Source organism: Microcoleus sp. T3_A4 (genome assembly GCF_036700465.1).
In the GTDB taxonomy this organism is placed as follows: domain Bacteria; phylum Cyanobacteriota; class Cyanobacteriia; order Cyanobacteriales; family Microcoleaceae; genus Microcoleus.
Map to the genome: position 1 here is coordinate 38,562 of NZ_JAUBOY010000023.1, position 12,539 is coordinate 51,100.

General features: G+C 45.5%; 12 protein-coding genes. 6 read left to right on the forward strand and 6 right to left on the reverse strand.

Going from position 1 to position 12,539, the window contains the following annotated elements; all coding sequences use genetic code 11:
* Nucleotides 1–98: 98 nt before the first annotated feature.
* Entirely contained in the window at nt 99–698 is a 600-nt protein-coding gene (locus tag QUA07_RS14520) for a hypothetical protein (protein WP_333326228.1), read from the reverse strand.
* Nucleotides 699–1,154: 456 nt separating this feature from the next.
* Nucleotides 1,155–2,627, reverse strand: coding sequence for a site-2 protease family protein (locus QUA07_RS14525; protein ID WP_333326230.1), 1,473 nt, complete (start codon nt 2,625–2,627; stop codon nt 1,155–1,157).
* A gap of 33 nt (nt 2,628–2,660) precedes the next feature.
* Between QUA07_RS14525 and QUA07_RS14530 the strand changes: the two genes are divergently transcribed.
* The 4 genes from QUA07_RS14530 to QUA07_RS14545 all read left to right on the forward strand — a co-directional run bounded on the left by QUA07_RS14530 (nt 2,661) and on the right by QUA07_RS14545 (nt 7,796).
* Nucleotides 2,661–3,335: an MBL fold metallo-hydrolase gene (locus QUA07_RS14530; RefSeq protein ID WP_333326233.1), complete on the forward strand. Its 675-nt coding sequence runs from the start codon at nt 2,661–2,663 to the stop codon at nt 3,333–3,335.
* Nucleotides 3,336–3,474: 139 nt separating this feature from the next.
* On the forward strand, nt 3,475–4,035 hold the full coding sequence (locus QUA07_RS14535; RefSeq protein ID WP_333326235.1) for a sugar O-acetyltransferase: 561 nt from the start codon (nt 3,475–3,477) through the stop codon (nt 4,033–4,035).
* Nucleotides 4,036–4,224: 189 nt separating this feature from the next.
* Nucleotides 4,225–4,689, forward strand: a complete 465-nt coding sequence (locus QUA07_RS14540; protein ID WP_333326237.1) for a hypothetical protein — start codon at nt 4,225–4,227, stop codon at nt 4,687–4,689.
* A gap of 791 nt (nt 4,690–5,480) precedes the next feature.
* Nucleotides 5,481–7,796, forward strand: a complete 2,316-nt coding sequence (locus QUA07_RS14545; protein WP_333326239.1) for a cache domain-containing protein — start codon at nt 5,481–5,483, stop codon at nt 7,794–7,796.
* A gap of 278 nt (nt 7,797–8,074) precedes the next feature.
* Here the strand turns inward: QUA07_RS14545 and QUA07_RS14550 are convergent, their stop codons facing one another.
* A complete protein-coding gene (locus QUA07_RS14550) occupies nt 8,075–8,674 on the reverse strand; it encodes a cytochrome b/b6 domain-containing protein (RefSeq protein WP_333326241.1) in 600 nt (199 codons plus the stop codon).
* A gap of 197 nt (nt 8,675–8,871) precedes the next feature.
* Between QUA07_RS14550 and QUA07_RS14555 the strand changes: the two genes are divergently transcribed.
* Entirely contained in the window at nt 8,872–9,453 is a 582-nt protein-coding gene (locus QUA07_RS14555) for a manganese efflux pump MntP family protein (protein ID WP_333326243.1), read from the forward strand.
* A 113-nt stretch (nt 9,454–9,566) separates the two neighbouring features.
* Nucleotides 9,567–10,121, forward strand: coding sequence for a glutathione S-transferase family protein (locus tag QUA07_RS14560; RefSeq protein WP_333326245.1), 555 nt, complete (start codon nt 9,567–9,569; stop codon nt 10,119–10,121).
* Nucleotides 10,122–10,292: 171 nt separating this feature from the next.
* On the opposite strand, the gene QUA07_RS14565 is transcribed toward QUA07_RS14560, so the two are convergent.
* The 3 genes from QUA07_RS14565 to QUA07_RS14575 form a co-directional block, all read right to left on the reverse strand.
* Nucleotides 10,293–10,430 carry a photosystem II reaction center protein K gene (locus QUA07_RS14565; RefSeq protein ID WP_006634808.1) on the reverse strand — a complete coding sequence of 46 codons (138 nt, stop codon included), beginning with the start codon at nt 10,428–10,430 and terminating at the stop codon, nt 10,293–10,295.
* Nucleotides 10,431–10,490: 60 nt separating this feature from the next.
* The gene (tgt, locus tag QUA07_RS14570) at nt 10,491–11,621 is read right to left on the reverse strand and encodes a tRNA guanosine(34) transglycosylase Tgt (RefSeq protein WP_333326248.1); all 1,131 of its coding nucleotides are present in this window, start codon (nt 11,619–11,621) and stop codon (nt 10,491–10,493) included.
* Nucleotides 11,622–11,849: 228 nt separating this feature from the next.
* Entirely contained in the window at nt 11,850–12,299 is a 450-nt protein-coding gene (locus tag QUA07_RS14575) for a hypothetical protein (RefSeq protein WP_333085519.1), read from the reverse strand.
* Nucleotides 12,300–12,539: the final 240 nt, after the last annotated feature.

The following is a 12,539-nucleotide window of genomic DNA, read 5'->3' on the forward strand; positions in this document are numbered from 1 at the left end:
TCAAACTTTTTCGCTCTCGCATCCGGCAAAAAAATATCATTAAGTTTGTAATAACAACATAATTTTACCTGCCCACCTATTTTATTAGAGTCATTAAATTATTTGTATGAATTAAAAATTGTTTGCAAAACACCTAAAATCATAGGAACATTATCGACACAATAAACATCAGCATCAATAATTAAATTATTTCCATATAATTTAAGAAACCGCCAGACAACGCCAGTAGTTACGCAGCCATATACTGCAGGTATGGAATTGTGTTCGCGTTCGTTAAATAGCTGAGCCGCTACCATTTGTGCTGCACACTGCGGCAGACAAGATTCTATTTCTGGGCCTTTCGTTTCTCTCAATGCAAAAACCGGAACTTTAATTTCAAAATCAAACGGCACGGAAGACAAAAGAAAGTCGCATTCCCCATTCAATCCCTGCTCAACATCTACATCAAACGACCAACCAGAAAAAATAGAAAATTGTCTGTTGTTCCTTTCTCTAAATTCTAACATAAGAGGAGAAATAATCCGTTCCGAACGTTCTTTGGCAGTTGTAACAGCAGTGTGAGAACTAATTTCGAGGGTTCTCCAAAACCATTCGGAGGGTTCTACAGGAACAACCTTGGCACTCCAAATAGGACTGAGTGACGGTTCCAATCCAAATCGATCTTTTAATTGTGGGAAAGTAAAGGATTTGTAAGACATATTTCTCAGATAAGTCGCTGAAACTCTAGATTACTTGGAGAGAGAAAGCGAGTTGACCGACGCTAAACTCGTTTGTATACAGGACTTACGCCTTAGAAACCCGGTTTCTGGGATAAATCGTGGTTTTGTAGAGAAGTCTCTAGGAAGAAACCGGGTTCTCACCGCGTAAGTCCTAATATAGCAACCCTTGCAGAAGTGGTAAACCTCTCTTTTCTTCCTTCTTTCCTCTTCTTTCTCTCGCCCGATCACTCAATCCTTCTGCCCTCTTTCTTCTGCCCTCTTTCTTGTTTCTTCTTTCTTCTATAGCGGTTCTAAAAAAAGTGAGGTATGCCCTATGCCCTATGCCCTATGCCCTATGCCCTATGCCCTATGCCGGATAGTACCTCATCTTTCTGAGAAAGGCTATATCCGTTACATCCGTTACATCCGTTACAAAATCCGTTGCCGAACTTCCTTCTAAACATTTAACCACTCAAGGAGTACCCTAGGCGCCGGCAACAAAATCATTAACAAAAGCCCGATCGCCATTAGCCCCAAAAAATCCCGCCGATTATCCAATTCACTGACATCATTCAACGCCGGTTCGTCGTTTAGCGGCGTGAAAAACAAAATAATTGCCCACAGCAGCAAACCCTGTTCCAAAAAAGAAAGCAGCAGCATACAAAGTCTAGCAACTTGCCCGATCGCCATACTAGCTCGCTGGCCGAACATCGCGTGTACAATGTGCCCGCCGTCGAGTTGTCCCACCGGCATCAAATTAAACGCCGTCACGATCAAACCCAAATAACCCGCCACCGCTACCGGATGCAAATCGATCGCAGTTTCCCCATTCAAAGCGCCACCCAAGGTTAACTTGCTCAACAAAGTCATCAGCAGCGAAAAACCGGGTTTGAAAGAGTCAAAATTTAACATTCCCGACTTTTCAGACAGCGGTACAATAGTCGAATGATTCAAACCCCAAATTAATAATGGCACTGTCGCCACTAAACCCGCAAGGGGGCCGGCAATGCTAACATCAAATAAAGCTCGGCGGTTGGGAATTGGACTCCGTATTTGAATGAAAGCCCCAAAAGTTCCTAAGAAAAAAGGAATCGGGATAAAATAAGGCAAAGTCGTGCGAATTTTGTAGAATCTGGCAGCTAAATAGTGGCCGGATTCGTGAATTGCTAAAATTGTAATTAGAGCCAGCGAGTAAGCCAAACCCTGCAGCAACATTGATGGGTTCGACTGCAAAGCTTGTTCAGTAACTCCGGCAAGTCGCGTCCCGACAAGCGTAGTCGTAAACACCGTGATCAGCAGCAAAGCTAATGCAAAAAATGGCCTGGTTACAGATTCGGTTTTGACAGGAGTTTCTCCTGATTGGTGGCTGGGATTGGGAACTATAGCAAAAAAAGGTTGACCGCTCAAACTGTTTTGAAATACTACTAAAAAGCGATCGCCAAAAAGCCTCTCCACATTCTCCCGAATTGCCTGATAAGCCACCTCCGGGTTGGTTCGCAACTGTCCGCGACAAATTACAGCCTGCGGCCGAAATTCCAAATCTCGCAAAAAGTAAATTGACCAAGGAAAACAATCGCGCAAACTCGCTTCTTCCGCTGCATCGATCGGGCGCACGGGCGGTTTTGGCTTTACAGATTCAGTCGTAGAGTCTGCTACCTGCTCAGCAGTTTCGGCAGTAATTTTCTTGCGCCCCAACTGTACCAAAAACCAATACAAAAAAGGGCAAACCAGAAAAGGTATAATTACCAACTCCGGCGGTACAGTTTTGCTCGTGCCGTAAACTAAAATCCAACCACCCCAAATCAGCGCGGGCGCCATCATTACCAGCCACAGCAGCCATATCGGAGTCCTAGTGATGCGGCTGGTGCCGTTTTGCAACAAGAAGTACGATATCAGCCCCAATACGAACAACCATAGTAAAAAGAACATAATATTTATCCCATTCCCTTCTGAAATACTTCCTTGAAACAACAGAGTTCAGTCTCCAAACAACCCAGGCCCGTGCTCGACAATATCCTGGCTTTCCCGCCTAACCGGGATACCCTGGGTGCAACAGCCTATTTCATTGTAGAAAACCAAACTAACATCCTGGTGGATTGTCCCGCTTGGGATGAGATTAACCAAACATTTTTGCGGGAACACGGCGGCGTGCGACTGCTGTTTCTCACCCACCGTGGCGCTATCGCCAAGGCGCGGGAGATTCAGGAAGCCACGGGGTGCGAGATCCTGATTCAAGAACAGGAAGCTTATTTACTGCCGGGTTTGAAGGTGACGGTTTTTGAGCGAGAATTTGTTGTGAGCGATCGAATCAAAGCATTTTGGACTCCTGGCCATTCTCCTGGTTCCTCTTGCCTTTATCATAGTGGCAGCGGTGGAGTGCTGTTTTCGGGTAGGCACTTGCTCCCCAACCGAGAAGCCGCCCCAGTACCGCTGTGGACGCCAAAAACTTTTCACTGGCCCCGGCAAATTAACAGCGTGAAGTCAATTATCGATCGATTTTCGCCGGAAACTTTACAGTATATTTGTCCCGGTGCAAATACTGGTTTTTTGCGGGGAAAAGGATCGATCGATCGAGCATTTGAGAAATTAGCCAATCTGGATTTAGCTGCTTGTTTGCAGTCCAAACCTGAACCATAAATGTGTGCTACAACATCAAAAAATGATCTGACGCGCTAATTATAGCGGTAAGGTGCGCCCTGACGCACCCTACATTATTCTTCCGTCTGTTAAAGAGCGAGGAAAGTTTGTATAGTGGCGGTTACAACCGCCTATTATTATGGAAAAAACCGAACAACAAAAAATGCTCGCCGGTGAATTGTATTTGGCTGCTGATGAGCAATTAATTTTAGAGCGCCAGCGAGCTCGCCGCCTCGCCAGAACCTACAATTCTACCCGCGAAGACGAACCAGACAAACGGTTAGAAATTCTCGCAGAATGGTTCGGTGCAGTTGGGCAAAAAGTTGAAATCGAGCCACCTTTCTACTGCGACTACGGCAGCAATATTTATGCGGGAAACGGATTGTACATGAATTTTGGCTGCGTGATTCTCGACTGCAATCGAGTTAACATCGGCGAGAATTTGCTGTGTGGGCCCAACGTACAAATTTACACCGCTCTTCACCCCACAGACCCGAAAATAAGGCTTTCTGGCCTAGAACTCGCCGCTGAAATTAATATTGGCAATAATGTTTGGATTGGCGGCGGCAGTATTATTTGTCCAGGAGTCACTATTGGCGACAATAGCACGATCGGCGCAGGCAGTGTTGTTGTCAAAGATATTCCCGCAAACGTCGTGGCGGCGGGGAATCCTTGCCGAATCATCCGGCATCTACCTTGATGTGGTACGATCGACACACTCGTGCGATCGGCTCCTTGGAGCTTAACCCAAAAATTTTAGGTATTAGAACAGGCGGTTTGAGATTTTTCACGTAAAATCCCCGAAAAAAACCGTGGAATAAATCTAAAATCTAAAATCTAAAATCGCTTAATCTCTTGTTCCCGATTTCCACACTACCAAGCTTTTCTTATGACGACTGCAACAGTTTATCCCAATGCTCCTGATCTCTGCACCGACGACTACATAGCAGTCGGTGTAGCTACCTGCTTCATCAAAGAAGAAGGCGAAGTTTTTGAAGTGCAAGTAATCGAAGCTATTCCCTCAGCAGCCTTAGAAGCAATTGTGAAGGGAATTCCCACATCCTATTTAATGATTTGCGGGACGACTTTGGGAGCAGTGCTCGACGGCGAAACACCCAAAATGTTGCCAGAATTCCCGACATCAGCTCAGTTTAGCGAAGAATTTGGCTTTCGGGCGATCGCCGCTGCCCGCACTTACAAAATCCGCCCTCAAGCTCAACTTCACATTCCCTTGGGAACAGTTCGCAACGACTTTACTTATTCCTTAGAACGCAAAAGGGTGCTCAACTCCGAGCGCATCATTCGCACTGAAGACAATGTGAAACAGCACGAACACACTCACAAGGTTCTTTAAACAAATCGCAAAACTGGGGCAATTTAACAGTGCCTCAGCCAGCGGCTGCACCGAAAATACTTTTAAGTGTTGAGATATAAATTAAAGATTTAACAAGTTTTTCCTTCATTAATAATGAACGAAAAACTTTTAAAATTTCGTTATTAAGCAATACTGCGGACAGTTTTTGATTACCAACTGTATAATAAGGGTTTCAAGACAATTCGGAAATCGAACTATCCACGGAAGATCTAGGGTTTTAGAGTAGGAAATAAAAGCAGTCTGGACTATTGATTAAGACACACACCAAACATCTCAACCTAAAAAGTCTACTGCTCAGATCACCTAAATAACATCCATTATTAACGACTGTAAAAAAGAATTAAGTAGTTGATGATTTTTTTTAAGTGCTCAAAAATGTGGTATGATATTATTCCTGTTTAACAAAGTGATATCAAATCGGTAGCCTCGGAATTAATATTACCCACCGCTTTCGACACGGCGCTATGCCGTGTCCTTACAATTAATCAGGGTATGGAAACGGCACGGCGCCGTGTCCTTTATATCATAAGGAGTGCAACCGGAAACGATAGGAGCCGCTCGGCGGGAAAAAATTAAAAAATCCCCGCAATTATTGAATGCTAGTAGTTTAAGACTACTGGCAGGCGGGCGAGTAGATCGTAGGTGAGCTAAAGATTTCAATCTCACAAATTGGTCAAACCATGCGAAGCTTTGCGAGAGTAAAGTGGTGGAAATTAACTCGACTATTGCCAGCGGGATTAAAGGGCGAATACCATCTTAGGTATCAAACTGTGCTCTTAATTTTGGGGGTAATAATTCTGACAGCTAGCATCACTGGTTGTATTAGCTATCACAGCGTTCGCCGCTTGATTATCACCAAAAGCGAGCGAAATGCTTTGTTAGAAGTTAGGGAGCGCGCCCACAAGATCGATCGCTGGCTGGGCACGAGAAAGGCTGAGATCGAAATCCTCGCCAATACTACTCCCGTTCGTTCGATGAATTGGTCAGTGGCAGAGCCTTATTTAAAATCGGAAGTAAATCGACTACAAAAATTCCAATACTTGGCATTAATTGATCCCGACGGTTCTTATTTCACCACAAAAGTGGGCAGAGCGTTGATTAATGTTAGCGACCGCCAACACTTTAAAAAGGCAATGGCTGGGGAAGTCTATGTTTCAGATCCTACCATTTCTCGCACGCTCAAAAGACAAAGGATTGTTCCCATTTCGGCTCCGGTGTGGTCAAGTTCGGTAAATTCTCTTGGTAAAACAGCACAAAAGCCGATCGGAGTAATGAACGGCGTCATTAGCATCGACCGCATTGCCCAAGTAGTAAGAAAGCTGGAATATGGCCCCGGAACTTACGCTTTTGTTCTCAATTCTCAAGGAGTGCCGATTGTGCATCCCGACGCTCGATTAATCGGGAATATCGACAATTCTGCTCCTAGTCTTTTAGAGTCTGCAGATGCTAATTTGGCAAATGTAGCCAGGGAGATGGTTTATCAAAAAACGGGCATTGTGCTGACTCAAATCAACGGCGCCAGAGTTTATGTTGCCTATCTTCCTTTAGAACAAGCTGAATGGTCGATCGCCCTCGTAATTCCCCGCGACAATCTCGAAAAAGAACTTTTTCCTTTCAAGATACTAGCAGTAGCCGCCGGCGTACTTGCCACCGCAGCTATTCTCGCAGCAATTGTGGCGCTCAAGCTGTTTGCCCTAAATTGCATTCGCAGTCGCACAGAAGGCCTTCTCCACCGCTTGACCGGCCGCATTCGCGCTTCCTTGCACCTCGATCGCATCCTCCAAACTACAGTAGACGAACTCGGTACTTTACTTAAGCTCGATCGAGCAATTTTCGCATGGTACGATCCCCGACAAGATACTTTAGAATTTGGCTGGGAATATTGCCGGGAAGGTTTGCCGACGCGCTTGGGAATCTTTGGTGTTCCAGGAGGGCCCTCTGGAGATTTAGCTGCACGGCTTCACCGCTGCGAAACGATACTGCTACATAAAACGGGCGCCCCTGATGCCACAGCGTCTGAGGAACACACCCATATCGAACTCAGAAATAGTCACTACGCAGCAGTACCCGTACTAACTGAGAATCATCGGCTTGGATATCTGTTCGCCTGTGCAAACCGCCGATTTGCGACTCCCGACGAGGTGCAAGTTTTGGAAGCAATTGCAGACTCACTGGCGATCGCAATTTCCCAATCCCAACTCCACGGGCAAATTCAAGAAGAACTCAAACTTTTGGAAGAAGTATTAGCCAAACTCAGAATCACCGAAGAGCAGTTAGTACAAAGCGAAAAAATTAGAATGGTGGGTCAACTAGCCGCCGAAGTTGCCCAGGAAATTAATAACCCGATTAACTTTATTTACGGCCGCCTGATTCACCTCAACGATTATATCAAAGATTTGCTCCATATAATTCGCCTCTATCGAGAACAATATCCCGAACCTGTGCCACGAATTGCCAAAAAAATAGAGAGTTGCGACCTAGATTTTATCAGCCAAGAGTTGCCACAAATCCTCAATTTTTTGAAAATAGGAGCCGATGGCATTCGCCAGATAGTCCTGGCTTTGAGGAAATTTTCACTTCCTGACGAAGCCAACAAAGAACACGCCAACGTTAATGAGAGCATCGACAATATTTTGCTGGTGCTGGCTCACAGACTGGAGCAAAAAATATTAGTAGTCAAGGAATACCACAACCTGCCGCCAATTTTGTGTTATCCCGCTCAACTGAGCCAGGTATTCGCGAGTCTGATATGCCATGCTATAGGTGCAGTTAAAAGTATTGAAAACTCTGCTCAAATTATTACAATCAAAACCGATATTTTCGAGGATGATACAGGCAGGTTTATTGTTGTATCGATCGCCCACAATGGCTCTATAATTACGCAGGAAATTCAACACAGAATATTTGAGGATTTTGGCCCTAATAAATCATTTAAAAATTTTACAGGGTTGGATCTGTCGGTGTGCTATAAAATTATTGTAGAATTGTACGGTGGCAGCCTGACAGTTGAATCTCCGGTTCAACCTCAAATTAAATCTCAAACTGGGGGCGGTGCTGAGTTTAGGGTAAAATTGCCGATCGTTTGATATCGCATTTTGCCGCCAGGAAAACCCCTCGCAAATCTTGCTAGCAAGCGGCGCGACAAGCTTAATGTCGGTTTGTAGTGAGGACTTTAGTCCTCATAAAACGGAGGACTGAAGTCTTCACTACAAACCTGATTATCATTTTTTAACCAAACTTGATATGATAGAATTAGGGAAATAATAAAGGTGCAACCACAGCAAACAACCAGCCTCCCATTACCAAGACTTCCGCAACAATTAATAAAATATTTCTGTTCATTTTCAAATTAAGCATTTTCACATTAAGAGCGATCGACCAAAGAGCGAATTTTCTTCCACCAAGCCGTCGGCGAATCCTCCGGGCGATATGCGGTATCAAACATCGACAAAATTAGCGGCGAACCCCCCACCTTCGCACTCATCAACAAGTGCATTGCCAGACAAAATACCAATACCACCCAACCCGAAGCGTGTAAATAATACCAAACCTGCGTCAATTCCCCAGCCGGCAACCATTCTTCCTTAACCATACTGCCAGAAGCTAGCGAAAAAGTCAGTGCCAGCAACATCAACGTATTCACAATCCGGTGCAAACTGTACCACCAAATGGGTTTTCCCAACTGCGTTAGTTTCCCAAACGAATCCGGCTGCACCAAGCGTTTTTGGCCTGCGTGGAAACTGTACAATGCAAAAGCCGGCATTATTCCTAACAGCAACATCTTGCCAAAAGTGCCGTGAATCCCGATAATATCTGCAATCTGAGGCACGGGGACTTTGCCAAACCGCCCATCGTAGGTGTTGTAAACCAGAAATGCGCTCAAAATTGCTAAAAGGGCGATCGCAGCGTTAACCCCATGCAGTAATCTGAGCAGCAATGGCTGGTAGGGTCTAGATGGCGGCATAGTCAATTCTGCTACTTCATAAATAATCTTTTAGAGAATACAGCTAAGCGCTGATTTTTTCAACCCTCGCCAATTGTGAAATAAATGTGAGTCAAAAATGAATAGATTATGACAAAAACGCAATTATATCAAAATTTAGTGTAAACTAAAAAAGTCAAGAGGAAGACTTTACCTATAATATCTAACAATTTACAAAAATGGATGCAGCCACTACCGTCTTACTTTCCTTGGGACTAGCAGCAGATGCTTTTGCGGTTGCTGTTTCTAGCGGTTTAGCAATCAAACACATGAAGGTCAATAAAGCTTTAAAAATTGCCTTATTTTTCGGAGGTTTTCAAGCTTTAATGCCCGTAATAGGATGGTTAATAGGTCTTAGTTTTAGTTTTTTGATAACACCGATCGACCATTGGATAGCTTTTGGGCTGTTGAGTTTCATTGGCGGAAGAATGATTTATGAATCGCTGCAAAGCGAAGAATGCGAGACAAAGTTCAATCCCTTAGATACTGGGACTTTGATAACGCTGTCGGTGGCGACGAGTATTGATGCCCTCGCAGTTGGCCTCGGATTTGCTGTCCTGAAAGATTCTATTGCTCCTGCGGTGACTGCGATCGGATTTATTACTTTCTTTTTAGCCTTTGCAGGGGTGTTTATCGGACACAAGTGCGGCAACTTGTTTGCTAATAAAATTGAGATATTGGGCGGAGCAATTTTGATTTTCATTGGCAGCAGAATCTTGTTTATGCACTTGACAGAAGTGCCATTAGTTATCGGCAATTAGTCATTAGTCAGTAGTCGAACAGTGACATCAAAGTCTCTGGTGGCTGCAATTTCCAATTACCAATTCCCAAAAAATGCTATAACAGCAATATTGTGTTAAAGGATAAAAATTTCGTGCTGAAACTTTACGGCGGAGCCCGCAGCAGGGCCTCAATTGTCAAGTGGTATCTAGAAGAAATAGGAATTCCTTACGAATTCGTGATGCTGGATATGCAAGCAGGGGCACACTTGCAGCCAGAGTATCTCGAAATTAACCCGATCGGCAAAGTACCCGCGATCGCCGACGGAGATTTTAAACTTTGGGAATCCGGCGCAATTCTGCTGTATTTAGCTCAAAAATATGGTAAAATGCCAGACACTTTGGAGCAGCAAGCTCAAATCGTGCAGTGGGTCACGTTTGCTAACGCCACCTTGGGGCCGGGAATATTTACAGAAGCAAGTCGCGATCGCGAAACTCCCAAGTTGTTAAAACCGTTAAATGAAATCTTCGAGAAACAGCCATTTTTAATGGGTGATGAATTCGGCGTAGCCGACGCAGCAGTCGGCTCAATGTTGGCTTACATTCCGATGATGCTAAAACTAGACCTCAGTGCTTATCCGGCCGTTGTAGATTACATCAAGCGGATCTCAGAAAGGCCGGCTTTCAAAAGTGCGATCGGCGGTAGCTGAAGGAAGGCACTACACGGATTTTGACACGGATACACGGATGAATTATTGAGGGTGAGTCAGGAGTCAGGAGTCAGGAGTCAGGAGTCAGGAGTCAGAGGGCCTAGGAATAAAACTTAACATCTAAAAGCAGAGGCAATTTGTGAATTGCCCCTGCTTTTGATGAAATCAAACTTATCTAAATCCGACAGCCGCCTGCCAAACAAAAGCCAGCAGCAAGAAAAACACGGGAATGACCGGCAAAACATTAACCAAAGGCTCAAAAATCGAATAAGCTTCGGGCAGTTTTGCTAAGAGTAATGCAGCTTCCATGAATCAACCTACCTATCCAACACAATTTTCATAATTGTCGCATATCTTCACCCAAGGCAATCATGATTGATCGACTCTCGGTGCAAGCCAGTAGGCAAACTCTTCAGTAAATCGATCGGCCAAAATCGCCTCCCGCATCCTCCCAGTAAAGCGAATCAACTCCGTCACGTTGTGCAGCGCCAGCAAAGTATACCCCAGCACTTCGTTAGCCCGCGCCAAATGGGCCAAATAAGCCCGACTGAATTTTTGGCAGGTATAACAAGGACAAGACTCATCCAGCGGCGCAAAATCCTCCCGGAACCGAGCATTTTTCAAATTCCAGCGTTCCCCACCAACAAAAGCCGTCCCGTGGCGGGCCAGCCGAGTTGGAATCACGCAGTCAAACATATCTACGCCACTCGCCACCGCCAGCGCCATTTCCCGATAAGTCCCAATCCCCATCAAATAACGCGGTTTATTTGCCGGCAACAGAGGCGCAGTCACCTTTACAATCTCTGCGATCAAATCCCCCGATTCCCCCACACTAACCCCGCCGATGGCGTAGCCTGGTAAATCCAAATCTACCAACTGGTTCGCCGCGCGCGATCGCAAATCGGGGAAAACGCCCCCCTGGACGATTCCGAACAAAGCTTGATCCGGGCGCGAGTGAGCTTGCATGCAGCGTTGCAGCCAGCGGTAAGTGCGATTTGTCGCCGCCTCCACCTCTTCCCGCGTAGCGGGGTAAGGCGGACACTCGTCAAAGGCCATAATCACATCAGCGCCCAACTCATTCTGAATTTCGATCGATCGTTCCGGCGTCAAATTAATCATGCGGCCATCGCGGGGAGAACGAAAAGTCACCCCATTCTCAGAAATAGTCCGCATTTGGCTCAAGCTAAACACCTGAAAGCCACCCGAATCCGTCAGCATCGGGCCTGGCCAAGCCATAAATTTATGCAATCCGCCCGCGCCAGCGACAATTGCTTCCCCCGGCTGCAAGTGCAAGTGATAAGTATTTGCCAAAACCATTTGAGAACCCGCCGCCTCAAGATGTGCCGGTGTCAAAGTTTTGACATTAGCTAGTGTCCCTACCGGCATAAATTTAGGCGTTTCCACAACACCGTGGGGAGTAGCAAAAACCCCTGCACGCGCTTGGGTATGGCTGCAATTAGCCTGACATTTAAAAGAAAATTTCGCCTTGTCCTCAGTCATTAGTCCCCGATGCTCGTTAACCGCTACTCGGCCGTCCGTGTTATTTAATCTATTGTTGATGACATCGCGACAAAAAAAACCATGACCCCGCCCAAAAACGGAGACAAGTTTCCGACAATCGTCGTGGAGGGCAAAAAATTTTAGACCTTAGTTCTAACTCCCAGATTCACGGCGCTGCAAGTAAATCTAAAATCTAAAATCTAAAATCTAAAATCGACTGACTGACGATTAAAACGGGGAATCATCGTCGTCCAATTGTAGATCCCAGTTGCCTGAGAGAACCTGATCGACAACCGCATCCAAAGCCGCAGCATTTAAATTCCGGGCGAATTGCTCTTGCAAAGGATTGGAGAGGGGAATTAACCGCAACTGCCGTCCATCTTGAATCAGGTCAAAATAAGCACCATCTTCAGGCGACTGTTTCAGTTCCAGGTAATCAAAACTATACACGTTCAAATAAAGCGCATGGTTGGCAATCAGGGTAGAACGGTGGGGGTTGGCGAAGACTTCGAGCACATAACCTTCCCCTTCGCTATAAATCTGGCCATCTTGTATGTGAAGGTAGCGGACACGTCCTAAATCAAACAGCAATCTTTTGATATCGCGTTTGTTGACGACAATCCCTGTATCGATGATGCAAGGAGCAACTACCCTGTTATTCAATTGATCGTGACTCATGGAGTAAAAGCCTCTGTTGTAGTATTTTCCCGTCTTGAACATCAGGGAGTTAGCTAGAATTCTTGGGAAGGGAAACGCGGATCTTGAGTTTAGTCATTTTAGATAGGGAGCTTGGGGATCGCTGCCGACCGAGGTTTTCCGGGGAAAAGAGCGGGCGACAGGAGGAATGCTCGATCCAAAAAACTAGGGTGTTACAGTCCAATTCTGGCACACGCTAATCGATTGACAACTGCATACCAG

What these genes read in the sequence shown, in the direction of transcription:
- QUA07_RS14520 (WP_333326228.1), bottom strand. Translation starts at nt 698, where the DNA reads ATGTCTTACAAATCCTTTACTTTCCCACAATTAAAAGATCGATTTGGA.
- QUA07_RS14525 (WP_333326230.1), bottom strand. Translation starts at nt 2,627, where the DNA reads ATGTTCTTTTTACTATGGTTGTTCGTATTGGGGCTGATATCGTACTTC.
- QUA07_RS14535 (WP_333326235.1), top strand. Translation starts at nt 3,475, where the DNA reads ATGGAAAAAACCGAACAACAAAAAATGCTCGCCGGTGAATTGTATTTG.
- QUA07_RS14540 (WP_333326237.1), top strand. Translation starts at nt 4,225, where the DNA reads ATGACGACTGCAACAGTTTATCCCAATGCTCCTGATCTCTGCACCGAC.
- QUA07_RS14550 (WP_333326241.1), bottom strand. Translation starts at nt 8,674, where the DNA reads ATGCCGCCATCTAGACCCTACCAGCCATTGCTGCTCAGATTACTGCAT.
- QUA07_RS14555 (WP_333326243.1), top strand. Translation starts at nt 8,872, where the DNA reads ATGGATGCAGCCACTACCGTCTTACTTTCCTTGGGACTAGCAGCAGAT.
- QUA07_RS14565 (WP_006634808.1), bottom strand. Translation starts at nt 10,430, where the DNA reads ATGGAAGCTGCATTACTCTTAGCAAAACTGCCCGAAGCTTATTCGATT.
- tgt (WP_333326248.1), bottom strand. Translation starts at nt 11,621, where the DNA reads ATGACTGAGGACAAGGCGAAATTTTCTTTTAAATGTCAGGCTAATTGC.
- QUA07_RS14575 (WP_333085519.1), bottom strand. Translation starts at nt 12,299, where the DNA reads ATGAGTCACGATCAATTGAATAACAGGGTAGTTGCTCCTTGCATCATC.